26 protein-coding genes are annotated in these 25,726 nt (G+C 68.3%); 15 read left to right on the plus strand and 11 right to left on the minus strand.

Annotated features, from left to right (window positions below):
- Nucleotides 1-6: 6 nt before the first annotated feature.
- Nucleotides 7-498 carry a pyridoxamine 5'-phosphate oxidase family protein gene (locus ACLJPD_RS30165; protein ID WP_410876630.1) on the minus strand — a complete coding sequence of 164 codons (492 nt, stop codon included), beginning with the start codon at nucleotides 496-498 and terminating at the stop codon, nucleotides 7-9.
- 63 nt (nucleotides 499-561) lie between these two features.
- Here ACLJPD_RS30165 and ACLJPD_RS30170 point away from each other — a divergent pair, with 63 nt between their 5' ends.
- Complete coding sequence (locus ACLJPD_RS30170; protein WP_410876631.1) at nucleotides 562-1,542, plus strand: helix-turn-helix transcriptional regulator; 981 nt, start codon at nucleotides 562-564, stop codon at nucleotides 1,540-1,542.
- Between the two features lie 29 nt (nucleotides 1,543-1,571).
- On the opposite strand, the gene ACLJPD_RS30175 is transcribed toward ACLJPD_RS30170, so the two are convergent.
- On the minus strand, nucleotides 1,572-1,970 hold the full coding sequence (locus tag ACLJPD_RS30175; protein WP_410876633.1) for a MerR family transcriptional regulator: 399 nt from the start codon (nucleotides 1,968-1,970) through the stop codon (nucleotides 1,572-1,574).
- A gap of 47 nt (nucleotides 1,971-2,017) precedes the next feature.
- On the opposite strand from ACLJPD_RS30175, the gene ACLJPD_RS30180 reads away from it, so the two are divergent.
- Nucleotides 2,018-2,986, plus strand: a complete 969-nt coding sequence (locus tag ACLJPD_RS30180; protein ID WP_410876635.1) for an MBL fold metallo-hydrolase — start codon at nucleotides 2,018-2,020, stop codon at nucleotides 2,984-2,986.
- A 6-nt stretch (nucleotides 2,987-2,992) separates the two neighbouring features.
- Here the strand turns inward: ACLJPD_RS30180 and ACLJPD_RS30185 are convergent, their stop codons facing one another.
- On the minus strand, nucleotides 2,993-4,090 hold the full coding sequence (locus tag ACLJPD_RS30185) for an FAD-dependent monooxygenase (protein ID WP_410876637.1): 1,098 nt from the start codon (nucleotides 4,088-4,090) through the stop codon (nucleotides 2,993-2,995).
- Nucleotides 4,091-4,191: 101 nt separating this feature from the next.
- Here ACLJPD_RS30185 and ACLJPD_RS30190 point away from each other — a divergent pair, with 101 nt between their 5' ends.
- The 4 genes from ACLJPD_RS30190 (at nucleotide 4,192) to ACLJPD_RS30205 (ending at nucleotide 7,875) form a co-directional block, all read left to right on the plus strand.
- Nucleotides 4,192-4,740, plus strand: coding sequence for a TetR/AcrR family transcriptional regulator (locus ACLJPD_RS30190; RefSeq protein ID WP_410876639.1), 549 nt, complete (start codon nucleotides 4,192-4,194; stop codon nucleotides 4,738-4,740).
- Between the two features lie 104 nt (nucleotides 4,741-4,844).
- Nucleotides 4,845-6,251: a serine hydrolase domain-containing protein gene (locus ACLJPD_RS30195; RefSeq protein ID WP_410876640.1), complete on the plus strand. Its 1,407-nt coding sequence runs from the start codon at nucleotides 4,845-4,847 to the stop codon at nucleotides 6,249-6,251.
- A complete protein-coding gene (locus ACLJPD_RS30200) occupies nucleotides 6,248-7,213 on the plus strand; it encodes a sensor histidine kinase (protein WP_410876641.1) in 966 nt (321 codons plus the stop codon). Before ACLJPD_RS30195 ends, ACLJPD_RS30200 begins: the two co-directional genes overlap by 4 nt.
- Nucleotides 7,210-7,875 carry a response regulator gene (locus ACLJPD_RS30205; RefSeq protein WP_410876643.1) on the plus strand — a complete coding sequence of 222 codons (666 nt, stop codon included), beginning with the start codon at nucleotides 7,210-7,212 and terminating at the stop codon, nucleotides 7,873-7,875. The genes ACLJPD_RS30200 and ACLJPD_RS30205 overlap by 4 nt, the downstream gene beginning before the upstream one ends.
- Before the next feature lie 8 nt (nucleotides 7,876-7,883).
- On the opposite strand, the gene ACLJPD_RS30210 is transcribed toward ACLJPD_RS30205, so the two are convergent.
- Genes ACLJPD_RS30210 through ACLJPD_RS30225 form a run of 4 tightly spaced genes read right to left on the minus strand, consistent with a single transcriptional unit; the run spans nucleotide 7,884 to nucleotide 12,929 of the window.
- A complete protein-coding gene (locus ACLJPD_RS30210) occupies nucleotides 7,884-9,314 on the minus strand; it encodes a GntP family permease (RefSeq protein ID WP_410876645.1) in 1,431 nt (476 codons plus the stop codon).
- 10 nt (nucleotides 9,315-9,324) lie between these two features.
- On the minus strand, nucleotides 9,325-9,966 hold the full coding sequence (locus ACLJPD_RS30215) for a bifunctional 4-hydroxy-2-oxoglutarate aldolase/2-dehydro-3-deoxy-phosphogluconate aldolase (protein ID WP_410876646.1): 642 nt from the start codon (nucleotides 9,964-9,966) through the stop codon (nucleotides 9,325-9,327).
- Nucleotides 9,963-11,576: an N-acyl-D-amino-acid deacylase family protein gene (locus ACLJPD_RS30220; RefSeq protein WP_410876648.1), complete on the minus strand. Its 1,614-nt coding sequence runs from the start codon at nucleotides 11,574-11,576 to the stop codon at nucleotides 9,963-9,965. Before ACLJPD_RS30220 ends, ACLJPD_RS30215 begins: the two co-directional genes overlap by 4 nt.
- Before the next feature lie 9 nt (nucleotides 11,577-11,585).
- On the minus strand, nucleotides 11,586-12,929 hold the full coding sequence (locus ACLJPD_RS30225; protein ID WP_410876650.1) for an amino acid deaminase: 1,344 nt from the start codon (nucleotides 12,927-12,929) through the stop codon (nucleotides 11,586-11,588).
- Between the two features lie 105 nt (nucleotides 12,930-13,034).
- Here ACLJPD_RS30225 and ACLJPD_RS30230 point away from each other — a divergent pair, with 105 nt between their 5' ends.
- The 4 genes from ACLJPD_RS30230 (at nucleotide 13,035) to ACLJPD_RS30245 (ending at nucleotide 15,525) form a co-directional block, all read left to right on the plus strand.
- Entirely contained in the window at nucleotides 13,035-14,069 is a 1,035-nt protein-coding gene (locus ACLJPD_RS30230; protein ID WP_410876651.1) for a sugar kinase, read from the plus strand.
- Nucleotides 14,066-14,836, plus strand: a complete 771-nt coding sequence (locus tag ACLJPD_RS30235) for an IclR family transcriptional regulator (RefSeq protein WP_410876652.1) — start codon at nucleotides 14,066-14,068, stop codon at nucleotides 14,834-14,836. Before ACLJPD_RS30230 ends, ACLJPD_RS30235 begins: the two co-directional genes overlap by 4 nt.
- 5 nt (nucleotides 14,837-14,841) lie before the next feature.
- On the plus strand, nucleotides 14,842-15,249 hold the full coding sequence (locus ACLJPD_RS30240; RefSeq protein ID WP_410876653.1) for a RidA family protein: 408 nt from the start codon (nucleotides 14,842-14,844) through the stop codon (nucleotides 15,247-15,249).
- 108 nt (nucleotides 15,250-15,357) lie between these two features.
- Entirely contained in the window at nucleotides 15,358-15,525 is a 168-nt protein-coding gene (locus ACLJPD_RS30245; RefSeq protein ID WP_410876655.1) for a hypothetical protein, read from the plus strand.
- Between the two features lie 3 nt (nucleotides 15,526-15,528).
- On the opposite strand, the gene ppc is transcribed toward ACLJPD_RS30245, so the two are convergent.
- The 3 genes from ppc to ACLJPD_RS30260 form a co-directional block, all read right to left on the minus strand.
- Complete coding sequence (gene ppc, locus ACLJPD_RS30250; protein WP_410876657.1) at nucleotides 15,529-18,300, minus strand: phosphoenolpyruvate carboxylase; 2,772 nt, start codon at nucleotides 18,298-18,300, stop codon at nucleotides 15,529-15,531.
- 68 nt (nucleotides 18,301-18,368) lie between these two features.
- Nucleotides 18,369-18,926 carry a sugar O-acetyltransferase gene (locus ACLJPD_RS30255; RefSeq protein WP_410876658.1) on the minus strand — a complete coding sequence of 186 codons (558 nt, stop codon included), beginning with the start codon at nucleotides 18,924-18,926 and terminating at the stop codon, nucleotides 18,369-18,371.
- A gap of 43 nt (nucleotides 18,927-18,969) precedes the next feature.
- A complete protein-coding gene (locus ACLJPD_RS30260; RefSeq protein WP_410876659.1) occupies nucleotides 18,970-20,037 on the minus strand; it encodes an ABC transporter substrate-binding protein in 1,068 nt (355 codons plus the stop codon).
- Between the two features lie 83 nt (nucleotides 20,038-20,120).
- Here ACLJPD_RS30260 and ACLJPD_RS30265 point away from each other — a divergent pair, with 83 nt between their 5' ends.
- From ACLJPD_RS30265 to ACLJPD_RS30285, 5 genes are all read left to right on the plus strand, one after another.
- Nucleotides 20,121-21,152: a FecCD family ABC transporter permease gene (locus ACLJPD_RS30265; RefSeq protein WP_410876660.1), complete on the plus strand. Its 1,032-nt coding sequence runs from the start codon at nucleotides 20,121-20,123 to the stop codon at nucleotides 21,150-21,152.
- On the plus strand, nucleotides 21,149-22,231 hold the full coding sequence (locus ACLJPD_RS30270; protein WP_410876662.1) for a FecCD family ABC transporter permease: 1,083 nt from the start codon (nucleotides 21,149-21,151) through the stop codon (nucleotides 22,229-22,231). The genes ACLJPD_RS30265 and ACLJPD_RS30270 overlap by 4 nt, the downstream gene beginning before the upstream one ends.
- Nucleotides 22,231-23,031, plus strand: coding sequence for an ABC transporter ATP-binding protein (locus tag ACLJPD_RS30275; protein ID WP_410876663.1), 801 nt, complete (start codon nucleotides 22,231-22,233; stop codon nucleotides 23,029-23,031). Before ACLJPD_RS30270 ends, ACLJPD_RS30275 begins: the two co-directional genes overlap by 1 nt.
- Nucleotides 23,032-23,040: 9 nt before the next feature.
- On the plus strand, nucleotides 23,041-23,682 hold the full coding sequence (locus ACLJPD_RS30280; RefSeq protein ID WP_410876665.1) for a TetR/AcrR family transcriptional regulator: 642 nt from the start codon (nucleotides 23,041-23,043) through the stop codon (nucleotides 23,680-23,682).
- 79 nt (nucleotides 23,683-23,761) lie between these two features.
- A complete protein-coding gene (locus tag ACLJPD_RS30285) occupies nucleotides 23,762-25,144 on the plus strand; it encodes a lipase family protein (protein WP_410876666.1) in 1,383 nt (460 codons plus the stop codon).
- Nucleotides 25,145-25,159: 15 nt separating this feature from the next.
- On the opposite strand, the gene ACLJPD_RS30290 is transcribed toward ACLJPD_RS30285, so the two are convergent.
- The gene (locus ACLJPD_RS30290) at nucleotides 25,160-25,705 is read right to left on the minus strand and encodes a GTP-binding protein (protein WP_410876886.1); all 546 of its coding nucleotides are present in this window, start codon (nucleotides 25,703-25,705) and stop codon (nucleotides 25,160-25,162) included.
- Nucleotides 25,706-25,726 lie beyond the last annotated feature (21 nt).

Here is a 25,726-nt window from a genome sequence, read left to right on the forward strand (position 1 = left end):
GGCCGCTCAGCGTTTGTGGACGATCGTTTCACCCGCACCGGGTTTCCAGACGGTGATGTGGAGTTGGTCGTCGCTGACTTCGACCGTGGAGGCGCCGGTGAGGTCGGCGACGTAGAAGTGGTCGAATTTCTCGCCGCGGATGTCGAAACCGCTGTCGTCGAAAAGCTTTTGGGCGAAGCGGGCGTGGACGGTTTCGTCTTTCAGGTCGGTGACTGTGCCGAAGAGTTTCGCGTCGCCGTCGGAGACCATGGTGTCGACGGTGGCGGTGTGCAGGCAGAAGCGCGGGTCGCGGGCGAGGTCGTCGAATTTTCGGGTGTTCGGCATGCCTGCCAGGACGAGCAGGCCGTCGAAGATCATCGGTTCGATCGGGCTGATGCGGGGCGATCCGTCGGCGCGCAGGGTGGCGAGCATGCACAGATTGCCGGTGGCCTGGTGCCTGCGCTGGAACAGGGCCGCGATGCTCGGTGCTTCTTCGGTGAACTGGCTCCACGTGGTCATACCTCGTACGTTACGACCGAACCTTGACATCCTGTGTCAGGTTTTGCGGCTAGTCTCGCGAATATGCGAGCGAGCAGGTTGGTGCGGTTACTGCTCCTGCTGCAAGCGAGCGGCGGGGCGACCGCGAGCGCGTTGGCGCGGGAGCTGGAGGTGTCGGTGCGCACGGTGTACCGCGACGTCGAGGCGCTGTCGGAGGCGGGCGTTCCGGTGTACAGCGAGCCGGGGCGTGGCGGTGGGGTGCGGTTGGTCGACGGCTACCGAACTCGACTCACCGGCCTCACCTCCGACGAAGCCGACGCCGTCCTGCTCGCCGGCCTCCCCGGGGCCGCCGCCGATCTGGGCCTCGGCACCGTCCTGGCCACCGCCCAGCTGAAGATGCTCGCCGCGCTCCCGCCCGAATTACGCGGCCGCGCAACCCGAATCGCCGAACGCGTCCACATCGACATGCCCGGCTGGTTCCAGCGTCCCGACGAAACCCCGACCCTCGCCACAGTTGCCGACGCCCTCTGGCACGACCACCGCCTCACGATCACCTACCGCCGCCGCGACCGAACGGTAGAACGCACCCTCGACCCCCTGGGCCTGGTCATGAAGGCAGGCACCTGGTATCTGATCGCCCGCGACAACTCCGCCATCCGCTCCTACCGGGCAAGCCGCATCGCCACCGCCGTAGCGACCGGCGAATCCTTCACCCGCCCCACCACTTTCGACCTCGCCGACCATTGGCGATCCGCAGCCGAGGAATTCGCGCGATCAATGCTGCGAGTCAGCGCCCACTGCCGGATCTCCACCGCCCACCTGAGCTTGCTGCGTCTGATGAACGACCCGGCCGCGGTGCGCGATGCGCTCGCCTCCGTTGGAACTCCCGACAACGACGGCTGGGCCGACATCACCATCCCCGCCGAGTCCTACGAGGTCTTGGCCCACGCCCTGCTCCCCCTTGGCGAACACGTCGAAGTCCTCTCCCCACCCGAACTTCGCGCGACCATGACCGCCACAGCCGCCGCCATGCTCGCGCGCTACCACCGATCGACGGTCGTGTAAGTATCAGCGCGAAACCCCCACGCTGCGCCTCATCGTTGAGCGGGCCGACTGAACTCGACGCAGTCCGGGCATTCGTCGACGATCGGGTGGGTGCAGCGCAGAACGTGGGCGAGGAAGTCGATGGTTCGGGTGAGATCGTCGACGCGGGCTTGTAGTTCGGCTTGTTTGTCCGCGAACAGTGCGACCCGGCGGGTTCGAGATCGACTGCTGAACAGGGCTTTGATCTCTGCCAGGGACAGCCCGGATCGTTGACAGAGCTGGATGAGACGGGCCTGCACGATCAGTTCGCCGTCGTAGATCCGTTGACCGCCCGGCGCACGGGGTGGAACGAGTACACCCGCATCCTCCCAGTGACGCAGGACGTGGGTGGCGACGCCCAGTTCGGCGGCGGCGTCACCGATGCGGCGTGAATCGACGGTACGCGGCACATTCGCCCCTTTACTTCAGGTCGACCTGAAGTTTTAGCGTAGTTCGTATGGGACACAACGACAATCGGACACTCTTGATCGACCCGGTCGCGGCACCGAACCTGTGGCAATGTTGCCGGTCCGTAGGCTCAGCGTTGACGGGCGCCTTGCGGCCACGACGCCCCGACCACCGGTTCCTGGCTTCGTTACCCGACAACGGCCTACCCCGCGGCACGACGACGGTCGAGCTGACAGTGCTGGCGCAGAACGCCAGGAGTGTGCCGACAGCGGTCATCGTCGAGGGCGTGTTCACCCCGCGCCGGATCGAGTCCGCGATGACGGCCTTCGCCGTCCGGCATCCGAAGGCGACCTTCCTCGTCGACCCCGGCATCTGCGTCGACGTCAACGAACAGGCGGTGGCCGAACTCCCCCCAGTTCTGCGGCGCGCAGTGACACCCCCGAGCAACATCATCGATATCCGGGAATCCCTCCACAGCAGTGGAATCGATGCGGAGGCCATCGACTTCGCCCTCCCGACGCACCTGCACTGGGACCATGTCGCCGGCCTTCTCGATCTGCCCGGGCTGCCGCTGCGGCTCCACCGGCCCGAGCACGACTGGGCGATGACGGGGCCGGTGGCACCGGTCGGCGGGGTGCGGCGAGCCGTTCGTGAACGACCGCTCGACTACTACGACCTCGACGGTCCGCCCGTTCTCGCCTTCGCCCGCAGCCACGACCTGTTCGGCGACGGCGCGGTGGTCCTCGTCGACCTGTCCGGTCACACCCCGGGCAGCGTCGGCGTGCTCTTGCGAACCGACCGCGGCCCGGTCTTGCTCGCGGGCGACGCGATCTGGCACAACCTGCAGGTCGAGGAGCTGCGACAGAAGTCGGGATACCCGGGCATGCTGGCCGACAACGACCGCACCGCGACCTGGCGAACCGTGCACCGCCTGCACGCGATCCGCGGCGGCGTCCGCATCATTCCCAGTCACGACCATCAGGCGGCGTGCGCGTGGCGCGAATCGAGAGCGGTCTGACCCCTCTCAACAGGTCCAGTCGAGGATCTCTGCCATGGAACGGAGCTGGGCGGAGGTAGGGGTGAGGCGCAATGCCGTGTTGCGGAGGGCGACCAGTGGTCGTGCGGACAACTGGGCGACAGTGCCGATCCGGGCGGAACGCCGGGTGATCATCTGGGTGCGAGTGCGGCGTTCTCGGTCGTAGCGGGCGAGTCCGTCCGGCTCGCCTGCCAGTCCGGCCAGGACCACCGCGTCTTCGAGGGCTTGGCAGCCGCCCTGGCCGAGGTTCGGTGTCATCGCGTGCGCGGCGTCGCCGAGGAGAGCGATGCGACCCGAGGTGAAGGAAGGCAGGGCCGGTAGGTCATAGATATCGTTGTGCAACAACGCGTTCGGGTCCGCGGCGGCGAGGAGTCCCGGGATCGGGTCGTGCCAGCTCTCGAAGCGGGCGCGGACTTCGGCGAGGCTGCCGGTGGTGTTTTCGGGAGCGTTGTAGACGGCGAAGCAGTAGACACGACCGTCAGCGAGCGGTGCCATACCGAACCGTGCACCGCGACCCCATGTTTCGCCGAATTCGGTGAGTGGCTCGTGGATGTCGACCACCGCACGCCAGGCGGTGTAACCGGCGTAGCGTGGTGCGACTTCGCCGCAGACCGCACGTCGGACGACACTGCGAATCCCGTCGGCTCCGACAACCAGGTCGGCGGACGAAGTGCCCGCAGCGTGCACCACCGCCCCGTCGACTGTCGCCTCGCGCACCGAGATACCGGTGCGCACAACGCCTTCGGGCAACGCCGCGCGCAGGATGTCCAGCAACCGGGCGCGGTGAATCATGACCGGAGCACCGAACCGTTCGCGCAGCGTCGCCACGTCTGTGCGCGAGAGCCATCGCCCCCGCTCGTCCCGAATCCCAGCAGACACCTCCGCCATCCCGTGCGCACGCACCGCATCGCCGAGGCCGAGCGCATCCAGCGCACGTAACGCGTTGGACCACAGCGAGATCCCCGATCCCACCTCCTCGACCTCCGGCGCCCGTTCCAGCACCTGAACAGACCACCCCCGCCCGACAAGCGCGAGCGCCGCGGCCGTTCCCCCGATCCCACCACCGACCACAATCGCCGTAGACATGACACACTCCCTCGTTTCGGGTACCGACATCGACCGTACTACAGCTGTAGTGCCACACACTACGAATGTAGTGCGATTCACTACGGGCGTAGTATCTGTTCGTGGCTACCAAACGCGAGCAGGTACTCGATGCCGCTATCGAGGTCTTGGGCGCCGGCGGGTCGCGCGCGCTCACCCACCGTGCGGTGGACCAGGCCGCCGACCTGCCGCCCGGTTCGGCATCCAATTACTTCCGCACCCGCGAGGCGCTGCTGTGTGGGGTGGCGGAACGCCTCGAACAGCGTGATCACGCCGACTGGGAGACACTGAACCGCGCACTCGGTCCCGCCACCGTCGAGCACCTTATCGACGGTCTGGCCCTGTTCCTCACCCACGCGACAACCACCGACCGAATCCGCACGCAGGCACGTCTTGCCCTGTTCGGCGAGTCGCAGATGATGCCGGCCCTCCACGAATCAGTGCAGCGCGGGCACCAGCGGCTGCGCGCCTGGGCAATCGAGATGGCCGCGTCCGTCGGTTTGGCCGCCACCGACGCCGGCATCCTCGTCGACTATCTCGACGGCGCCGTCGTCCACCGACTGACCGGTGCGGAGGCAGGCAAAGACCCGCGCGCGGTGCTCGCTCGACTGACGCGCGCATTACTCGACTGAACGACGCCGCGGGTGATCCCGCCCGGCATTTCCCGACTTTCGTCCAGGCCGGTCGTGGCCGTTCGTCGGATCCGAGCGGGTCGGGCCGTTCATACGGTGGCAGAATGCATCGCGTACTGATCACGGCCGTCATCATCGTCGGCCTCGTCGCACCGTCGAGCGCGGTCGCCGCGCCCGGTTCGGCGGTACTTTCTCCTGCGGCTATCGACGACTTTCTGGCGAAGGCGATGGACTCGACGGGGCTGCCGGGAATCTCATTGGTGGTCACCCGTGGTGACAGTGTCGTGCACGCCACCGGTGCGGGTCAGGATTCACAAGGCAATCCGATCACCGCGGACTCGCCGATGCGGATCGCGTCATTGAGCAAGTCGATCACCGCGACGGCGGTGATGATGCTCGTCGAGGACGGTCACCTTTCGCTTGACAGGCCGGTGGTCGAGCAGTTGCCGGAGTTTCGAATGGACGATGCTCGGGCAGATCGGATTACTGTGCGGCACTTGCTGAATCAGACATCCGGACTGTCGGATCGGACGGTCGATATCGGTGCCACCGACCATGCGCGGTCGCTGACCGACTACGTCGCCACGATGCGGACCGGCGCGTTGGTGGCCGAGCCCGGAACCCGGTGGGCCTACTGCAATGTCAACTATGACATCGCCGCTCGGCTGGTGGAAGCGGCAAGCGGCCGTGACTTCGACGACTTCCTGCGCGAGCGGGTGTTCGGCCCGCTCGGAATGACGGCCAGCGGCACCGACGCAAACCTGCCCGCACCACCGGACGGCTTCACTTCGCTGTTCAGGCAATGGGTTCCGCGGCCCGAACTCGCGGGGTTCCTGGGCGGCGGAGCCGGTTCGGTCATCACGACAGCAGCGGACATGGGCCGGTGGCTGATCAGCAATACCGGCAACGGCCCGCAGCTCGTCACCGCGCAGAGCCTGACGACTATGCGCACCCCGGTCCTGCACCGATACGGAATGGGCTGGGGCACAGAGGAAGAGGGCGATATGTTCGTTCACTCCGGAAATCTGTTCACCTACAACGCCGCTCAGGCGATCGATCCGAACACCGGGTACGGCTTCGCGGTGATGACCAACAGCTCCGGGCTCGCCGACGACACCTACCCGATCATGCTCGGGCTGGCCGCAATGAGTCGTGGCCAGACACCGGAGATTCCCGGCCGCACCCGGCAATGGACGGAGATCGCGCTCGCGGTGACCACAGTGGCCGCACTCGGGCTCGGCGTGCTCGGGGCGATCCGGGCGCGCCGGTGGGCGCGTGCCAGACTCGGGAAATCGGTCTGGTGGACGGGCGCGCGGCTGCTGCCCGCTGTGGTTCCCGTGCTCCTGTTCGCCGCTTTCCCCCTGGTCATGTCGGTCATCATGGGCGGGCGAACGGTCACCTGGGCGCAGCTCACCTATTACGCGCCACTCCCGATCGCGGTCGGTGCGGTCGCGGCGGCCGGGCTGGTCACCACGGTGGCACGGCTGCGATCGGTAAGCTCGCGCGGATGAGGAACGGGGTCGCGCTGGTGCTGCTCGCGGGAGCAGCGCAGATCAACGGGATGTTCCTCGATGATCTGCCGCTGTGGCGGCAGGCGCTGTACCCCGCGCTCGGCGTGCTCGCGTATCTGCACGGACGACGGCTGCCGTTCCCGCGCGAATGGACGGTGCTCGCCGCGCTGGCGGTTCCGGGGACGGTGCTCACGCTGGTCGATTTCTCGGTCGGCAGCGGTGTGCTCGGGTCGTTCGTTCTCGTGTGTGCGCTGCCGTGGTCGGCGGGTCGGTTCCGGCGTCAGCAGGCCGAACTGCTGGCGGCGAGCGCCGAGCGGGTGACCCATCTCGAACAGGAGCAGCGGCTGATCACCGAGCGCGCCGAGCTGCGGGAACGCACGCGGATCGCCGCGGACATCCACGACAGTCTCGGCCACGACCTGGCGTTGATCGCGCTGCGAGCTGGTGCGCTGGAACTGGCAGGCGAGCTGTCCGAGCGGAACCGGCAGGCGGCCGCCGAGCTGCGGGCCGCCGCGGCAACGGCCACCGATCGGCTCCGAAACACGATCGGGGTGCTGCGCCAGGCAGGCCCGATCGACCCGCACATCGAGCATGTGACCGCTGTCGTCGACAGTGCGCGCAGCGCCGGAATGGTCGTCACCACACACGGTTTCGGTGGACCGCCGATGCCCCCGCTCGTCGAGCGGACCGTGTCCTACATCGTGCGCGAGTCGTTGACGAATGCCGCGCGCCACGCCCCCGGCGCCGAAGTCGCGATCCGCGTGGAGCGCACGCCGACGCTGGTCGTCGTGACGATCGACAACCCACGGACCGGCGCGCCGAGTCCTGCGACCGGCGTCGGTCTCACGGGCCTTCGTGACCGAGTTCACCTGCTGGACGGCACCTTTCACGCGAACGCCGAGGGCGACCGTTTCATCGTCCGCGCACAGATCCCACTCCACCCGAACAGGGGAAGCCGATGACGATCCGGGTGCTGCTGGCCGACGACGAACCGTTGATCCGCGCCGGAGTCAAGGCCATCCTGGCGACCGACCCGGAGATCGAGGTGGTCGCCGAGGCGAGCGACGGGCACGAAGCGGTCGAACTGGCCCGACACCACCGTCCCGACATCGCTGTTCTCGACATCCGGATGCCACGGCTGGACGGACTCGGCGCCGCCGCCGAACTACGCTCCACCCTGCCCGCGACGGCGGTGGTCCTGCTGACCACCTTCGACGAGGACGACTTCGTCGACGCCGCCATGGCGCACGGCGTCGACGGTTTCCTGCTCAAGGCCGCCGACCCGCGCGAACTGCTCCTCGGCATCCGGGCGGTCGCGGGCGGCGCGGCCTACCTGTCCCCGCGGATCGCGCAGAAGGTGATCGCCCGGTCGGGCAACGCACCCACCGTCGCCGCCGCACGTCGTCGCGTCGAGACGCTGACCGACCGAGAACGAGACGTGCTCGCCCTGCTCGGTCGTGGGCTGTCGAACGCCGACATCGGCCGCGCGCTGTTCCTCGCCGAGGCGACGGTAAAATTCCATGTGAGCGCGATCCTGCGGCGGCTCGCGGTGGACAACCGGGTGCAGGCCGCGATCGTGGCATACGAAGCCGGGCTGACCCGTGGGGACAGCCCGGCTCGGTAGAGCAGTCGTCAGACGATCGAGAACAGCAACGCCGCGACCGCGAAACTCACCACCGACAGGATGGTCTCGAGCACCGTCCAGGTTTGCAGCGTCTGTTTCACCGTCATGTTGAAGTACTTCGCGATGATCCAGAAACCGCCGTCGTTGACGTGGCTGAGGATGATCGAGCCCGCCGCGATCGCCATGGCGATCAACGCGATCGACATCTGCGAGTAGCCCTGCTCGGCAACCAGCGGAGCGACGATGCCACCGGTGGTGACGATGGCGACCGTCGCCGAACCCTGCGCGATACGCAGCCCGCAGCTGATCAGGTACGCGAGCACGATGATCGGCAGACCCGCCGCCGACATCGTCTCGGCCAGCGCCGTGCCGATGCCGGTGGCCGAGATGACCTTGCCGAAGAACGCGCCCGCACCGACCACCAGCAGCACCATGCCGACCGGCTTGAGCGATTCGGCGGTGATGGTGCTCAGCTCCTGCACGGTCGAACCGCGCCGGATCCCGAGCAGATAGAAGGCGACGAGCACGGTGATGAGCAGCGCGACCGCGGGGGTACCGAAGAAGGTGAGCACCTGCAGCAGTGCCGAATCCTTGTCCAGCAGTTGATAACCGAAGGTGGCACCGAGGATCAGCACCAGCGGGATCGCGATGATCGCACCGATCAGTGCCACCGAGGGTGGCGCCTTCGTCACGACGGCGGTAGCACCCGAACCCTCGGCGCCCTCGGCCTCTTCCGGTTCCAGCGGCACGAACTCCTCGGGTACCGACACCATCACGCGCTTGCCGATATAGCTGCCCCAGACGATGCCCGCGGCGATGAAACCCGGGATGCCGCAGACGAATCCCATCACGATCAGCCAGCCGAGGCTCACCCCGAGCAGCCCGCCGAGTGCGACGGGACCTGGGTGCGGTGGCAGGAACGCGTGCGTCATCGACAGGCCGGCCAGCATCGGCATCGCGTAGAGCACCAGCGAACGCCCACCGCGCTTGGCGGCGACATAGATCAGCGGCGCGAGCACGAAGATGCCGATATCGAAGAACACCGGGATGCCGAAGATGAGCCCGAGCAGGCCCATCGCGACGGGAGCGCCCTTCTCGCCGAACACCTTCAGCAGTTTGTCGGTGAGAACGTCGGCGCCACCGGATCTTTCGAGGATCGCGCCGAGCACGGTGCCGAGACCGATGATCACCGCGATGTGGCCGAGGATGCCGCCGAAGCCTGTTTCCAGCAGTGACTCACCGGCTTTCAGCGGTGTGCCGACGATCTGGGAGATCGGCAGCCCGGCGGCCAACGCCAGCAGCAGTCCGGTCAACAGCAGCGCGACGAACGGCTCCAGTTTGACCTTGATGATGGCGATGAGTAGTACAGCGATCGCGAGACCGCACAGCACCAGCAACCCGGGGGTGGTGGTGCGCAACCAGTCGACGGTGGCGCCCATGGAAAACCTCTCAATCAAGCGAATGAACGAAATGTGCGGCTTTGGCGCCGATGTGGGACCAGCGCGCGGTCTCGACGTCGGCCGGGGCGACCACTTCGGTGCCCGCGGTGACGGCGATGGCGCCCGCGTGGAGGAAATCGCGGGCGTTGTGGGAATTCACGCCGCCGGAGGGGATCAGGAACATGTGTGGGAACGGCCCGAGCAGATCCTTGAAGTACTGCGGGCCGAGCGCGCGAGCCGGGAAGATCTTCACCGCCGCCGCCCCCATCTCCGCCGCGGCGAGGACCTCCGACGGCGTGAACGCGCCCATGATGACCGGGATCGTGTGTGCCGCGGCTACTTCGGCGACTTCGGGGCGCAGCGCGGGGGTCACCAGGAAGCGGGCACCGACCTCGATGGCGGCTTCGGCCTGCTCGCGGGTGGTGACGGTGCCGACGCCGATCACCGCGTCGGTGACCGCGGTGGCCTTCCTGATCGCCTCTAGCACTCCGACGGTGGTGAAGGTCAGTTCGACCGCTCGCAGACCGGCGCCCGCGAGTGCCGCGGCGAGCGCGGCCGGGTCGGGGATGGCGGGGGCGCGGACCACGGTGAGCGCTCGATCGGCGCGGATCACGTCCATGGCCTCCGACGACGAGCTGAGCAACGGGTTCATCGGGTTTCCTCCTGTGTGGTGTCCAGGCGCAGGGCGCGACCGGCGCGCACTCCGGTGGCGGTGCCGTTCTCCAACGCGAATTCGCCGTTGACCAGCACGTGCTCGATACCGCGGGCCTGCTGTTGGGGGTGCTCGAACGTTGCCGTGTCGTGGATCGTCGCCGGATCGAAGACGACCAGGTCGGCGGCGTAACCGGGCCGGATCAGGCCACGTTCGGCCAGGCGGAGTCGGGCGGCCGGACGGCCGGTGAGGTGGTGCACGCAGTCCTCGAGGCCGAGAACGCCCAACTCGCGAACGTAGCGTGCGAGGTAGCGCGGGAAGGTGCCCCAGGCGCGCGGGTGTGGCCGGGCGCCGACGAGCAGACCGTCGCTGCCGCCCATGTGGCCGGGGTCGACCATGATGGCGCGCACGTTCTCCTCGTGGCCGACGTGCTGCAGGATCGTCGTGGCGAGCTGGTCGCGGCGCAGCAGGTCGAAGAATACTTCCGCCGCGGCGATACCGCGTTCGGTCGCGAGCTCGGCGACGGTGCGGCCCACCACCTCCGACAATGCGTCGTCGCCGACGCCGCTGATCTGGATGGTCTCCCATTCGACGGTGACGCCGTGACAGCCGTCCGAGCCGTTGACGTCGACATCTTCGGTGATCCTGGCGCGCTCGGCCGGATCCTCCAGTCGGGCGAGTGCGGCGTCGGGACCGCCCGACATCGCCCAGCTGGGCAGCAGCGCGGACAGTGTGGTCGAACCGGGCAGGTACGGGTAGGTATCGAGGGTGATGTCGCAGCCGTCGGTTCGCGCCTTGGCGATCATCGCGAGGAATTCCGGTGCGCGACCACGGTTCACACCGAAGTTCATGGTGGCGTGGGTCAGGTGCAGCGCGCAGCCGGTGGCCTTCGCCAGGCCGATCATCTCCGCGTAGGCCTCGAGTGCGCCGGCGCCGTAGGAGCGGGTGTGCGGTGCGTAGAAGCCGCCATAGGAGGCGACCACGGCGCACAGCGCGGCGAGTTCGCTGGTGTCGGCATACATTCCGGGCGTGTAGGTGAGGCCGCTTGACATGCCGACGGCACCCTGTTCGAAGCCCTCGGCCAGCAGCGCGCACATCCGGTCGATCTCGGCGGCGGTGGCCGCCCGCTGATCGTTGCCGACGACGAGCATGCGCAGCGTGCCCTGCGGAACGAGGTAGGCGGCGTTGGGCGTGATGCCCTCGTCGAGGCGGTCCAGATATTGCGCGATGGTGCGCCAGGTGAAGTCGAAGTCCGTCGGGTTGCCGTTCCAGCCCGCGATCTGCTTGCGCACCACCGCGAGTGCCGCGTCGTCGATGGGTGCGTAGGACAGCCCGTCCTGGCCGATCACCTCGGTGGTGACGCCCTGGCTGATCTTCGGAAAGTGGTCGGGATGGGTGAGCAGGTAGAGGTCGGAATGCGCGTGCATGTCGATGAAGCCAGGCGCGAGGACTGAACCCGGTTGCGTCGGAACAACTCTGGCGTCGGATGCGATGGTGCCGGGTGGCGCCACCTCGGTGATCCGGCCGTCGCGGACCACGACGTCGCCGCGAGCCCGCGGGGCGCCGGTGCCGTCGATGATGTCGATGTCACGAAAGAGCAAGTGCGTCATGGTCATCCGTCAGAAGTAGGTGCGGATCAGGTCGACCACGCGCGGGTCGGTCGCGTCGGCGCTGTCGATCACCGGAATGCGGCGCCACTTGTCGAACGCGGTGCAGGGGTGCGAGAGACCGAGGCGCACCACGGACCCGACCGGCAGATCGGCCGGATCGGCACCGGGCATCCGCAGGAAGGTGTGCTGATCGTTCAGCGCGGTGACCACCGCGTTCGGCGGGAGCGTGCCGCCGAGGACGAGTTGGGGCACCGGCAGACCTTCGTCGAAGGGGAAGTCGCGTTTGCCACCGTCGAGCAGGGCGAGTTCCGGTTCGGGCCGGGAGACCACCCGTGCCCAGCCGTGCATGGCCGAACGCAGGCCCGGTTGCGCGGCCGGCGCGGCGAGCGGAGAGATGCCCGCGTAGAAGCCGTCGTCGTGGACGACGTACGCGCCGCTGCGCAGGACCACGGTGGTCGGGACTCCGCGCGCGCCCTCGGAATCGGCCAGTCCGGCGAATTCGTCGACCACGAGTTCGGGGTAGGCGCTGCCGCCCGCGGTGACGACCGCCGGGCTCGAATAGGCGCCCGCCGCAGCGAGTTCGGTGTGCAACGCGGCCAGTCCGCCCAGATAGCCGCGTACCGCCGCGACGCCCTCGGCGCTGCGATCGTGGGCCAGCGCGCCCTCGTAGCCCGCGACACCGGCCAGGCTCAGCCGCTCGCTCGCACCGATGGCGGCGGCGACAGCATGCGCCTCGGTGCGGGTACGGGCACCGGTCCGGCCGTGCGGTCCACCCAGTTCGACCAGCACCCGCACGCGCGGACCCGCGGCGGTCTCCCGCAGGATCTTGTCCATCAGTTCGACGGTGGCGACGCCGTCGGCCCAGCAGTAGAACTCGAAGTCGGCGTCACGCACCGATTCCGCCGCGGCCCAGGCCAAGCCGACCGGGTCGACCAGGGTGTTGGCGAGCATGATCCGGCCGACACCGCACGAACGCGCCAGCTGTGCCTGCCACGCGGTGGCCAGGGTGATTCCCCACGACCCGGCCACGAGTTGCTCGCGCCACAGCTGCGGCGCCATCGTCGTCTTGCCGTGCGGGGCGAGCGCAACACCCGCCGCGGCGGTCCAGTCGGCCATGAGGTCGCGGTTCGCGTCGAGCCTGCCGCGGTCGAGGGTGAGCAACGGCGTCTGCCACTGACCGAGTCGCGGTGCGCCGGCGAGATATTCGCGCACGGTGCTCCCCCACGCCGCGGGCGGCGCGCTCTTGTCGTGGGGTCCGAGCAACTCGTCGGCGAGGGCGTCCACGACGTCGTTGTCGATGATCACAGCATCCCTTTCTCCTCGACCGCCCCGGAATGGCGGGCGATCAGTCATATCGACCGAACATTGCACATTATGCAACGGTGGTTGCACTGAATGTTTCTGCTCGTTATTGTGCATCCAGAAGGCAGTGACCGCAAGCACGAAAGGGCGAACAGGGTGACCCAGGCAACAACCAGTCGACCCAGCGCGGTCACCATCGGCGAGGGACTGGCCGTGCTGATCGCGGGGGCAGGCCCCCTGGAACAGTCCGCGCGGTTCGATCGCGGGGCGGGCGGCGCGGAGGCCAATGTGGCCGTGGTGCTGGCCCAGCTCGACGTGTCGGCGGCCTGGCTGTCGCGAGTCGGCGACGACGGATTCGGGCGCTACCTGCTCGCCGAGCTCAGCTCGCAGGGGGTCGACGTCGCGGCGGTCGCAGTGGATCCGACGCGGCCCACCGGCCTCTACGTCAAGGAACGTGGCGCGGGCTCCGGCGCGGCCAACGACCTGGGTGCCGACGCCAGCCGCATGCACTACTACCGCACGGGCTCGGCGGCCAGCGCACTGTCGCCCGCCGACCTCACCACCCGAGCCGCCGTGCTCGACAGCGCCGATCTCGTGCACTTCACCGGTATCACCCCGGCGCTCTCGGAGTCGGCGACCGAACTCACCCGCACGCTGCTCACCCGACCCCGGCGCGGACTGGTCAGCTTCGACCTGAATTATCGTCCGGCAGTGTGGGGTTCGCGGATCGACGAGGCCGCCGACCAACTCGACGCGCATGTTCGCGGCGCCGACGTGGCGTTCCTCGGCGCCGACGAGGCCGAGGAGATCTTCGGCACCGGAGACCCGGCCGCCCTGCGCGCACTGTTCCCCGAGCCCGCCCAACTGATCGTCAAGAACGACAAACACACCGTCACCGGTTTCGACGGCGCGTCCTGGATCGAGGTGCCCGCGCTGACCCTGGCGATCACCGAACGCATCGGCGCCGGTGACGCCTTCGCCGGCGGCTACCTCGCCGCCCTGCTGCACGGCGCCGACCTGCGCACCAGGCTGCGGTACGGCCACCTGTGCGCGGCGGCTGCCCTCACCGCCACCGGTGATTCAGCGAAACTGCCGCCGTCGCAGGATCTTCGACGCCTCGCGATGCTCCCGGACGAGACCTGGGCCACGCTGCGCTATCCCGCGGCGTTGGATGAAACGATCAGCGCATGAGTCAAAGTGTGTCGCGGGCCCTGTCCATTCTCATCGCCCTCGGCGAGAACTCGCAGTCCCTCGACGAGCTGGCCGCCCGGCTCGGTGTCCACAAGTCGACGGTGCTGCGTCTGCTGCAGACCATGCAGGCCGATCGGTTCGTCGTGCACGACACCGCGCACCGCTATTCGCTGGGCACCCGGATGTTCGAATTGGCAAGTCGTGCATTGGAAAACCGTGATGTGCGCACCGTCGCCCGCCCGCACCTGAGCGCGCTGGGCGCGGCCACCGGACAGACCGTGCACCTGGCCGCCTACGAATCCGGCGACGCCGTCTACATCGACAAGGTCGACGCCGAGCAGGCGGTGCGGATGTACTCGCGGATCGGCAGGCCCGCACCGCTGCACTGCACCGCGGTCGGCAAGGTGCTCGTCGCCGCGCTGCCACGCGGCGAATGGGCCGCGGTGGCAGCACGATTGGACTACCACCCCTTCACCACCCGCACCCTGCGCAACCCCGAGCAGTATCTGGCCGAACTGAAACTCGTTGCCGCGCAGGGGTTCGCCGAAGACCACGAGGAACACGAGAGCTTCGTCAACTGCATCGGCGTCGGCGTGCGCGACGGAATCGGTTCCGTGGTCGCCGCCGTGTCGGTCTCGGTTCCCGACGTGCTGCTCGACCATGATCAGGTGCTGGCATTGTTGCCGCAGCTCAGGGCGACGGCCGACGCGATCTCCACCGATCTCGGCTGGGACCCCCGCCGAGATGTCACCGCGAGGAAAGGCTGAACCACATGTCCGACAAGACCGCCGTGCGCACCTCCGACGCCCCGGCGCCCGCCCACACCTTCTCCCAGGGTGTGCGCAAGGGCCCGTTCGTCCAGGTATCCGGTCAGGGGCCGGTGGATCCCGAGACCAACGAGTACCTGCATTCCGGCGATGTCGCCGCCCAGACCACCCGCACCCTGATGAACGTCAAAGCGATCATCGACGCCTCCGGTGCCACCTTCGACGATGTGATGATGCTGCGCGTCTACCTCACCAAGCGCGAGGACTTCGCGATCATGAACGAGGCGTACGGCGAGTTCGTCACCGCGCACGTCACCGACGGCGTGCTGCCCTCGCGCACCACCGTCTTCACCGGCCTGCCGCGCGCGGAGATGCTGGTCGAGATCGACGCGATCGCCGTCGTCACCGACTGAACCACCACACGATTCCCACCATGTCGTGGACGCCGTCGGTGCTTCGTGTTGAGATGGGGGCGCCCCCGCACGGGGGTGTTCGCCCCGTTCTACCCCGAGGATCAGCCTATGTTCGCCACGTTCGCCCGCCCGCTCGCCGTCGCCGCCCTCGCCCTGTCCGTGACCGCCATCGGTGCCGGAACCGCCTCAGCAGCCGCCGCGCAGCCGGTCGTCGGCTCGGTGTCGATCTGCACCGGCATCCCCGTCGGCCCGTTCACCGTCACCGTCTGCCTGTAGCCGCTAGCCCGAGTTGCGCAGGGCGGTGGCCAGGCCGTTCATGGTGAGCAGGATTCCTCGCTTCACCAGTTCGGAATCGTCACCGCCGCGCAGCCGGGCCAGCAGGTCGACCTGGAGCTGGTTCAGCGGCTCCAGGTAGGGGAAGCGGTTGTGGATCGACTCCGCCAGTGACGGGTTGTCGCTGAGGAGTTCGGTGTGCCCGGTGACCGCGAGGTACATGCGGATGGTGCGGGCGTGTTCGTCGGCGATCATGGCGAAGATGTTCGCGCGCAGGGTTTCGTCGGTGACGAGCTCGGCGTAGCGGGCCGCGATGTCGAGGTCGCTCTTGGCCATCACCTGGGCCAGGTTCGACAGCACGGTGTTGAAGAACGGCCAGCGCTCGTAGAGGTCGGTCAGGCGCGCGAGGCGGGCCGGATCGTCGCCGACCCAGTCTTCGAGCGCGGTGCCGGTGCCGTACCACCCGGGCAGCATGACTCTGGCCTGGCTCCAGGCCATCACCCACGGAATCGCGCGCAGGTCCGAGACCGAGTTGGTGGGTTTGCGGGAGGCGGGGCGGCTGCCGATATTGAGGTCGCCGACCTCGGCGACCGGGGTCGATTCGCGGAAGTACTCGACGAAGCCTGGGGTGTCGTGCACCAGGTTCGCGTAGGCGGCGCGGGCACGGGCGGCGAGGTCGTCGAGGAGTTCGTAGGCCGGTTCGGCATCGTCGCCGAGGCCCTCCACATCCAGTAGCGTCGATTCGAGCGTGCCCGCGATCAACGATTCCAGATTGCGTTGTGCCGCAACGGATTCAGAGTACTTCGCGGCGATCACCTCGCCCTGCTCGGTCAGCCGCAGCGAACCACGCACCGCGCCCGCGGGCTGGGCCAGGATGGCGTCGTAGCTGCGGCCACCGCCGCGACCGACCGTCCCGCCGCGACCGTGGAACAGCCGCAACCGGATTCCCGATTTCCTGGCCACTTCCACCAGGTCGAGTTCCGCGCGATAGAGCGCCCAGTTCGCGGCGAGGTAGCCGCCGTCCTTGTTGGAATCGGAGTAGCCGAGCATCACTTCTTGGCGCATGCCCGCCGCCTCGACCAACTCCCGATAGACCGGTACCTCCAGCACCGCGGCCAGCGTCGACGCACCGGCGCTCAGGTCCTCGATGGTCTCGAACAGCGGGACGATGCCGACGGGACAGCTCGGCGCGGTGTCGGCGGTGCCGGGATCGAGGATTCCTGCTTCCTTCAGCAGCAACGCCGCTTCGAGCATGTCGCTGACCGAGGTGCACATGCTGATGATGTAGTTCGGTACGGCGGCGGCGCCGAAGGTGTCGATGACCTCCTTGGCGGCACCGAGCACACCGAGCTCCTTGGTGGCGAGCTCGCCCAACTGGGCGTTGGGGCCGAGAAGTGGTCGGCGCGTGCGCAATTCGGCGGCGAGCAGCTCGACACGTTCGGCTTCGGACAGGCTCGGATAGTCGGGATGCACGCCCGCCCAGGTCAGCAGTTCGGTGACGACCTGTTCGTGCACCTCGGAGTTCTGGCGCATGTCCAGGCCCTGGAGGTGGAAACCGAAGGTTTCGATGGCGTGGCGCAGGGCGGCGAGGCGGTCGTCGGCGAGCAGACCGTCGCCGCTGGCGCGCAGGGATTCATCGATCGCGTCGAGGTCGTCGAGAACGGACTGTGGCGTCGGATACGGTGCGGCGTCGGATGCGAGGCCGCGCTCGGGAAGCTCACCGAGTGCGGCCTCGGCGGTGGCGCTGAGGCGGACCCGAATCGCGTGCAGCGCACGACGGTACGGTTCATCGGCGAACAGACCGGGGTCGGGATAACCCGCTGCCGCGAGCTCCGCGACCCGGGGCGTCACCGGTACCAGGCGGGCCGACTGCGACAGGGTCTTCTCGAGTTCGACCAGTTCGTCCAGGTACCGGCCGAAGGCGTAGGCGGCGGCCTGTTCGGCGGCGGTGTGCACCACTTCGGCTGTGACGAACGGGTTTCCGTCGCGGTCACCGCCGATCCACGAACCGGGGCGCAGGATCGGGCGCGGCAGGAGATCTTCGGCGGGCCAGCGGGTCCGCAGCGCCGCACGCACCTGCGCGTTGATCGCGGGGATCACGTCGTACAGGGTCAGGTCGTAGTAGCGCAGGCCGACGGAGATCTCGTCCTGGATCCGCAAGCGCGCCAACCGGATCAGCGCGGTACGCCACAGGGTGAGCACCGCGCGGCGGATCTGCAGTTCGGATTCGTCGAGGCCGGGCTCGCCGGGTTCGAGGCGGCGGCGCAGGCGCATCAACTCGGTGATCTTGGACTGCACGTCGAAGACGGTGCGCCTGCGGGTCTCGGTGGGGTGTGCCGTGATCACCGGGGAGACGAGCGCGTCGGTGAGCAGTTCGGCCACGGTCGCGCCGTCGAGACCGGCCGCGTCGAGTTTGTCGTAGGTGGCGGCCAGCGAGGAATCCTGGGGTGGTTCGCCTGCCGCGACGTGCACGGCGCGGCGTCGATCACGCTGGATGTCCTCGGCCAGATTGGCCAGCAGCACGAAGTAGCTGAACGCCCGGATCAGCGGGATCGCGACCTCGGTGGGGGTGCCGTCGAGCATGTCGGCGACAGCGCTGCGCTCGACCTCCTCGCGGCGTACCCGGAAAGCCTCGATCCGGACGCGCTCGATCAGGTCGAACACCTCGGGACCTTCGTGGTCGCGGATGGTGTCGCCCAGGATGCCGCCGAGGAAGCGGATGTCCTCGCGCAGCGGCCGGGTTGCTTCGGGTGCCATCTCGATTCGCGATTCGCCCATGGTCAGACAGTATTGCCGCGGGCTCGTGGGCGCGACCCGACGCCGCGACCCGCATGTCGCGTGCGAACCTAGAGCTGCCTGATCACCCGCGCCGGATTGCCCGCCGCGAAGACCCGATCGGGCAGGTCACGGGTCACCACGCTGCCCGCGCCGACCACCACGTCGTCCCCGATGGTCACACCGGGGCACACGATCACCCCACCACCGAACCAGGCATTGTTCCCGATCCGGATCGGTGCCGCGGATTCCCAACGCTGCCTGCGCTTTTCGTGATCCTCCATCGGATGCAACGCGGTCAGCAGCTGAGCGCGGGGCCCGATCGAACAGTCGTCGCCGATGGTGATCGGCGCGCAGTCGAGCAGAATCGCGTCGTAGTTGAGAAAGCTGTTCGCCCCGATCTCGATCAGGTAGCCGTAATCACACTGGAACCGCGGCATAACCCACGACCCCTCCCCCAGGTTGCCGAGAAGATCGCCCAGCAACTCCGTCCGCCGCCCGGCCTCGTCGGACCCGGTGCGATTGAACTCGTCACACAACCGCTGCGCCCGTTGCCGGTCGGCCACCAGTTCGGGATCGTTGTCCTTGTACAACTCCCCCGCCAGCATCCGCTGCTTCTGTTCACCCACCCGCCGAGTGTAGGGGCGGGCGAACAGCGCGAGCGGGACGTGCTTACTTGGCCGGGTCGACGCCGAAGGTCTTGGCGATGTCGTCGAGGACCGAGTGGGCACCGGTGAGGCCGACCGAGGTCAGCCAGACCAGGTCGTCGACCGGAGTGACCTTGCCGCGCAGTTGATTCCACAGCGGGTTGGCCTCGGCGGCCGCCTTGCGCTGGGTGGCGGCGTCCTCGCCGTTGCTGGTGAGGAAGACGTAGTCGGCGTCGGCGTCGAGGAGACGCTCGGGGCTCAGCGTGATCGAGAAGTCGTTCTTCGGGTCGTCGGACTTGTCGGGTTGGTTCAGACCGGTGTCGGCGAAGATGTCGCCGACGAAGCTGACCCGCTGCATCAGCCGGTCCTCTTTTGGCAGGAAGCGCAGCAGCGAGACGGTGGGCGCTTTACCACCGTTCTTCTCCTTGATCGCCGCGCCGATCTTGGCGGCGCGGTCCCGATAGGCGGCGAGCTTGGCCTCGGCGAGGTTCTCCTTGTCGACCGCCTTGGCGAGCAGCAGCAGGTTCTCCTTCCAGGTGGCGCCGGTGGTCTGACTGAACACCACCGGAACCGTGCCCGACCCGAGCTTGATGCCCTTGAACTGCTCGTACTGCTTCTCGTGGCGCACCTTCGCCGACACGATCAGGTCCGGTCGAGCGCCTGCCAACTTCTCGATATCGGGGGTCTGCAGGTTGCCGATGTTCACCGCGCGACCACCGCAGGTCTGCGCGCCCGCACCGAGGAACGCGGGCAACGTCTCACCCATCGCCTGGTACGTCGTGTACGCGACCAGTTCGGTGTTCAGCACCAGCGCGGCGTCGACGAACGTCTGATCGAGGGCCGCGACCCGGACCGGCCGGGTGCTGATGGTGGCCGGGTCGACCACGGTGCCGACATCCGCGCCTGCCGCGTCCTTGACCGCCCCCTTCTCGATGGTGCGCGGGTAGGCACCGCCGTCCAGGTCGGCAGCGGTATCGCAATCGCTGCCCGCGGCGCCGGTGGTCGCCCGATCCTGGCCGCACGCGGACAGACTCAGTACGGCGGCGGCAACTACCGCGGCGGCGGCGAGCCTGCGGCTCAGTGGGGTGTTCATCGACGTCTCCCGAGTGTTTCAGATGTTCTTAGGGTTGCTAACCTAGCGAAGCCTTACCTAATTACCAACTATGAAGAGGGATAGTGACCGCATCGCCGCCCGGAGTCGTGTTCGCCAACACGCGGTCTCGCCGGTTGCTACTCATCGCCGGACTTTTGGTCGCGGTCCTCGCGGCCGTGCTGCTCAGCTTGGCCGTCGGCTCCAAATTCATTGCTCCCCTTGATGTTCTGCAAGCACTGGGCGGCACGACCGACACCGAGACCGGCGCCATCGTCAACGGCCTCCGGCTGCCGCGCACGCTGCTGGGGATCCTCGCCGGCCTCGCGCTCGGCGTCGCGGGCGCGGTGATCCAGGGCCACACCAGAAACCCCCTCGCGGACCCGGCACTGCTCGGCATCACCCAGGGCGCCGCGCTCGGCATCGTCCTCGCGGTGATGGTCGGCGGCATCTCCAGCCTGTTCGGTTATGTGTGGTTCGGCTTCGCCGGTGCGCTGATCGCCACCATCACCGTGTTCGCCATCGGCGCGACGGGCCGCGGCGGGCCGACGCCGGTAACCCTCGCACTGGCCGGCGCCGCCGTCAGTTACCTGCTGCAGGGCCTGATCTCGGCGGTGGTGCTGTTCGACACCGACGTCACCGACATCTACCGCTTCTGGAAGGCCGGTTCGCTGGTCGGGTCTAATCTCGACCTACTCGGCAAGGTGACACCGTTCGTCGTGGTCGGCATCGTGCTCGCGCTGGCCAATACCTCCGCACTCAACGCGCTCGGCCTCGGCGAGGACACCGCCCGCGCACTCGGCCATCGGGTGTTGCTGGCCCGCACCGTCGGCATCGGCTCGATCGTGCTGCTCACCGGCGCGGTCGTGGCGATCGCCGGACCGCTCGGCTTCGTCGGGCTCGTCGTTCCGCACCTGGCGCGCGGTATCACCGGCCCCGACTACCGCTGGCTCGTCCCCGTCGCCGGGCTGCTCGGCACAGTCATGGTGCTGGTCGCCGACATCGCGGGACGGTTGGTCCTGGACAAGGGCGAACTGCCCGCGGGCATCATGCTCGCGTTCGTCGGCGTCCCGTTCTTCATCGTGTTGGTCCGCCGCCGGAAGCTGGTGAGCATATGAGTACCGTCCGGGCGGTCCGGCTGGGACCGGTCTCCTGGCAGCTGCGACTGCGCACGACCGCGGTCATGCTGCTCGGACTCGCGATCCTCGGCGTCGCGAGCTGCGTCGCGCTCGCGCTTGGCACCTACACGATGCCCGACGGCGGTCCGGTCACGCCGCTGGACGTGCTCGCGGTGCTCGGCGGTGGTGGCGACGACGGCCTCGCCTATGTGGTGTGGGATCTGCGGCTGCCCCGGATTCTCACCGGCGCGCTGGTCGGGGCGGCGCTCGCGTTGTCCGGCGCGATCACCCAGGGCATCGCGCGAAACCCGTTGTCCAGTCCCGATATTCTCGGCGTCACCGCGGGCTCGAGTGTCGCCGCGGTCGCGGTGATCGCCCTGTCCGGCAGCCATGGCCAGATCAGCGGTACCGTCGCCGAGATCGGGGTGCCCGTCGCGTCCATGATCGGCGGGTTGGTCGCCGCGCTCGGCGTTTTCCTGCTGGCCTGGCGCGGCGGGATCGAAGGATATCGGCTGGTGCTCGTCGGCCTCGGCGCCGGTTCACTGCTCTCCAGCGTGACCTTCTGGCTCCTCAGCGTCGGCGAAGTCGATGTCGCGACCCGGGCGGTGACCTGGCTGACCGGCAGCCTCAACGGCAGCAGCTGGATCCAGGTGACACCGGTGGCGATCGCGCTGACGCTGCTGGTGCCGGTGGTCCTGGCTGGCACCCACCTGCTCGGCGCCCTGCACTTCGGCGACGACACCGCGCGCTCGCTCGGCGTTCGACTCAACGCCGCTCGGCTGACCCTGCTGGTGCTGGCCGTGCTCCTGGCCGGCGTCGCCACCGCGTCGGCGGGTGCCATCATCTTCATCGCGCTCGCGGTGCCGCAGGTGGCGCTGCGGCTCACCGGGTCGGCGCAACCGCCGCTGCTCACCTCGGCGCTGCTCGGTGCGGCCTTCACCGTCGTCGCCGACCTCGTCGCCCGCACCCTGCTGCCCGCCGGTGAACTGCCCGTCGGGGTGATCACCGCCGTCCTCGGCGCGCCCTATCTGATCTATCTGTTGATGCGGCGCAATCGTGCCGGGAAAGCGGGCGTGTGATGACCGTTCGGCTACAGGCCAGCGACCTGACCCTCGGCTACGGGTCGACCACCGTCGTCGACGGCCTGGATCTGGATGTCACCGGCGGCACCATCACCGCGGTGATCGGGCCCAACGGATGCGGCAAATCCACGCTCCTGCGCGCGATGGCCCGGCTGATGCGTCCCGCCGGTGGGCATGTCCACCTCGACGGCAAGCGCATCGACCGGATGTCGACCAAGGAAGTCGCGCGGGTGCTCGGCATCCTGCCCCAATCACCGCTCGCCCCGGAAGGTCTCACCGTCGCCGATTTGGTCGCTCGCGGCAGGCACCCGCACCAGCGCTGGTATCGCCAGTGGTCACAGGACGACGAGTCCGCCATCACCGAGGCGCTGACCTGGACCGACATGGTCGAGTTCGCCGACCGCTCGCTCGACGAGTTGTCCGGCGGGCAACGCCAGCGCGCGTGGATCTCGATGGCGCTCGCCCAGAACACCGACCTGCTCCTGCTCGACGAACCCACCACCTTCCTCGACCTCGCGCATCAGATCGAAGTCCTCGACCTGGTCCGGCGCCTGCACGCCGAAGCGGGCCGGACGGTGGTGATGGTGCTGCACGACTTGAATCTCGCCGCGCGCTACGCCCATCGACTGGTCGCGATGCGGGCGGGGCGCGTGGTCGCCGCGGGCACGCCCGCCGAGGTCCTCACGGAGGACGTGGTGGCGGAGGTGTTCGGACTGCGCGCGAAGGTCATCGATGACCCGGTCACCGGAACCCCGCTGGTGGTCCCGATCGGACCCGTCGGCGCCGCGACCTCGTAGGGTCATGGGGTGACATCTGGGCGGACCCGACACAACTACACCGGCACCTCGGTCGCCGAACGACAGGTCGAGCGCCGGGCACTGTTCATCGACGCGGGGCTGACCGTTTTCGCGGCGAAGTCGTACGCCAACAGTTCGCTCACCGATGTGTGCGCGGCGGCGGGACTGTCGCGTCGGCAGTTCTACGAGCAGTTCGCCGGGCGCGAGGAACTGCTCGTCGCGGTGTACGACTCCGTCCAGGACAAGGCCGGGGCGGCGGTGGCCGCAGCGCTGGCGGCGGCGGAATCCGGCGATCTGCGCGCGCTCATCGAGGCGGCGGTGCGGGCGTATACCAAGGCGATCACCGACGACATCCGTTGTGCCAAAGTCGCTTTCGTCGACATCGTCGGGGTGAGCCCCGATATCGAGGAGTATCGGGCGCAGGTCAGGGACCGCTGGGGTGCGGTGGTCACCGCGATCGCGGCCGGGCGCGACGGGGTGCGGATGCCGCCCGGCGGCTGGCGGGTGCCGATGGCGGCGTTCATCGGGGCGGTGAACGGTGCCGTGCACCAGTGGAGCCTGGACGACCCGCGCCCGCCCGTCGACGAGCTGGTCGACGTCTTCTCCACCATCCTGAACAGCCTGATCTCGGCGACATCCGCCGGCGACTGATTGCGATCTACGCCACACACGTGTCATAGTCTCCGTCATTGAGACGATGGTGTCTCAAAAAATGTGAGGACTGCGCACGATGAGATCTCCTACCGCTTCCCGGTGGTTCACCATGGCGGCTGCGGTTGTCGCGGCGACATCGGTCATGGCGGCCTGCCCCGCGGCCGCCGAACCTGCACCCGCCGCTCCCGCCCCGGTCATTCCGCTACCGCCGGAACTGGATCCCGGCTTCTACCTCCCGGCTGCCGAGACAGTCGCGGCGACCGCGCCCGGCGAGATCATCGCCGTCCGGCAGGTCAACGTCGCCGATTTCGGCCTCCTGCCGATCGATGTCGATGCCTGGCAGGTGTCGTACCGCTCGAACAACAGTCGCGATGAGGCGATCCCGGCGGTAGCGACGCTCATCAAGCCGCGCGGGCAGGCCGTGGAACCACGCAAACTGCTCTCGGTCCAGATGGCCGAGGATTCGACTGCGGGCTATTGCGCGCCTTCCTATGCGCTACAACATCTTTCAGTGGCTCCGCTGGCCGGTCAGATCGTGGTGCCCGCCGAGTTCCTCTTCGCGCAGGCGGCCCTGGCACAGGGTTGGGCGGTGGTGGTGCCGGATCATCAGGGCCCGAACTCCGCGTACGCGGCCGGACCGCTGGCGGGCCGGATCACCCTCGACGGCATTCGCGCGGCCACCAGCTTCGCACCGCTCGAGGCGGGATCGACCGCGCCGGTAGGGCTCTACGGCTACTCCGGCGGTTCGATCGCGACCGGCCACGCCGCCGAATTGCACGCCACCTACGCACCGGAGCTCAACATCGTCGGCGTGGCCGAAGGTGGCGTCGGCGCGGATCTCTATGCGGCACTGCGGATGTCGAACAACCAGCTGACCTCGGGTCTGGTCTACGCCGCCGTCATCGGGCTCACCCGTGAGTACCCGGACTTCGCCGCCTACCTCGACCAGCGACTCGACCCGCTCGGCAAGGGCCTGACCGCCGTCAAATCGTCGCTGTGCGTGCAGTACCAGTCGATGCTGCTGCCGTTCCTGAACCTGGATGCCATGATCGCGTCCGGCGACGGCCCACTCGACCCACCGGTCGCGGCCATGCTCGCCGATACCAAGATGGGCAAGTCCGTGCCCGACATGCCGCTGTTCATCTGGCATTCCGCGTGGGACGAGATCCTGCCCCTCGCCGCCACCGACACCCTGGTCGACACCTACTGCCGCGATCCGAACACGTCGCTGACCTATACCCGCGACCATGCCAGCGAACACATCGTCGCGGAAGTGGTCGGCGGCCCGGCCGCACTGATCTGGCTCCGCGACCGTCTCGACGGCGTCCCCGCCCCCGCCGGCTGCACCACCTCCGACGCGGGCACCATGGCCGCCACCCCCGGCGCCCTCGACTTCCTCGGCGACACACTCGCCGCGAAGTTCGCGTCTCTGTTCGGCATGCCGCTCGGCAGTCGCTGACATCGAGGTGCTACCTCAGCTGACCTCCTGATGGCGGGGTTGGACGCGGTGGAGCAGGACCTGCTCGAGGAGGGCGACCAGGACGTCGCGGACGGAGTCGCGGTCGCGGGCGTCGCAGTCGAGGACCGGAATCCAGTCGTCGAGGCCGAGGGCTTCGCGCACTTCACCGAGGTCGAACTGGGTGGCGTCGGCGAAGCGGTTGACCACCACGACGAAGGGTGTGTGGTGTTCTTCGAAGTAGTCCAGGACGGGGTAGCAGTCTTCGACGCGGCCGGTGTCGACGATGATGACCGCGCCGAGGGCGCCGTCGACCAGGTCGTCCCAGAGGAACACGAAACGGTCCTGGCCGGGGGTGCCGAAGAGATAGAGGATCAGTGATTTGTCGAGGGTGATCCGGCCGAAGTCCAAAGCCACGGTGGTGGCGGTCTTCTCGGCGCGGCGGCCGGGATCGTCGATGCCGATGGAGACTTCGGTCATCGACGCCTCGGTGACCAGTGGCTCGATTTCGGAGATGGCACCGATGAAGGTGGTCTTGCCGACGCCGAAGCCGCCACTGACCACGATCTTCACCGAGGACGGCAT

Source organism: Nocardia sp. A7, from assembly GCF_046549215.1.
GTDB lineage: Bacteria > Actinomycetota > Actinomycetes > Mycobacteriales > Mycobacteriaceae > Nocardia.

Excerpts from the sequence above, each read along its gene's own strand:
- ACLJPD_RS30165 (WP_410876630.1), bottom strand. The coding sequence starts at position 498 with ATGACCACGTGGAGCCAGTTCACCGAAGAAGCACCGAGCATCGCGGCC.
- ACLJPD_RS30185 (WP_410876637.1), bottom strand. The coding sequence starts at position 4,090 with ATGTCTACGGCGATTGTGGTCGGTGGTGGGATCGGGGGAACGGCCGCG.
- ACLJPD_RS30225 (WP_410876650.1), bottom strand. The coding sequence starts at position 12,929 with ATGACTGATCGCCCGCCATTCCGGGGCGGTCGAGGAGAAAGGGATGCT.
- ACLJPD_RS30285 (WP_410876666.1), top strand. The coding sequence starts at position 23,762 with ATGAGATCTCCTACCGCTTCCCGGTGGTTCACCATGGCGGCTGCGGTT.
- ACLJPD_RS30195 (WP_410876640.1), top strand. The coding sequence starts at position 4,845 with ATGCATCGCGTACTGATCACGGCCGTCATCATCGTCGGCCTCGTCGCA.
- ACLJPD_RS30215 (WP_410876646.1), bottom strand. The coding sequence starts at position 9,966 with ATGAACCCGTTGCTCAGCTCGTCGTCGGAGGCCATGGACGTGATCCGC.
- ACLJPD_RS30240 (WP_410876653.1), top strand. The coding sequence starts at position 14,842 with ATGTCCGACAAGACCGCCGTGCGCACCTCCGACGCCCCGGCGCCCGCC.
- ACLJPD_RS30180 (WP_410876635.1), top strand. The coding sequence starts at position 2,018 with ATGGGACACAACGACAATCGGACACTCTTGATCGACCCGGTCGCGGCA.
- ACLJPD_RS30200 (WP_410876641.1), top strand. The coding sequence starts at position 6,248 with ATGAGGAACGGGGTCGCGCTGGTGCTGCTCGCGGGAGCAGCGCAGATC.
- ACLJPD_RS30260 (WP_410876659.1), bottom strand. The coding sequence starts at position 20,037 with ATGAACACCCCACTGAGCCGCAGGCTCGCCGCCGCCGCGGTAGTTGCC.
- ACLJPD_RS30245 (WP_410876655.1), top strand. The coding sequence starts at position 15,358 with ATGTTCGCCACGTTCGCCCGCCCGCTCGCCGTCGCCGCCCTCGCCCTG.
- ppc (WP_410876657.1), bottom strand. The coding sequence starts at position 18,300 with ATGGGCGAATCGCGAATCGAGATGGCACCCGAAGCAACCCGGCCGCTG.
- ACLJPD_RS30210 (WP_410876645.1), bottom strand. The coding sequence starts at position 9,314 with ATGGGCGCCACCGTCGACTGGTTGCGCACCACCACCCCCGGGTTGCTG.
- ACLJPD_RS30220 (WP_410876648.1), bottom strand. The coding sequence starts at position 11,576 with ATGACGCACTTGCTCTTTCGTGACATCGACATCATCGACGGCACCGGC.
- ACLJPD_RS30235 (WP_410876652.1), top strand. The coding sequence starts at position 14,066 with ATGAGTCAAAGTGTGTCGCGGGCCCTGTCCATTCTCATCGCCCTCGGC.
- ACLJPD_RS30270 (WP_410876662.1), top strand. The coding sequence starts at position 21,149 with ATGAGTACCGTCCGGGCGGTCCGGCTGGGACCGGTCTCCTGGCAGCTG.
- ACLJPD_RS30205 (WP_410876643.1), top strand. The coding sequence starts at position 7,210 with ATGACGATCCGGGTGCTGCTGGCCGACGACGAACCGTTGATCCGCGCC.
- ACLJPD_RS30170 (WP_410876631.1), top strand. The coding sequence starts at position 562 with ATGCGAGCGAGCAGGTTGGTGCGGTTACTGCTCCTGCTGCAAGCGAGC.
- ACLJPD_RS30275 (WP_410876663.1), top strand. The coding sequence starts at position 22,231 with ATGACCGTTCGGCTACAGGCCAGCGACCTGACCCTCGGCTACGGGTCG.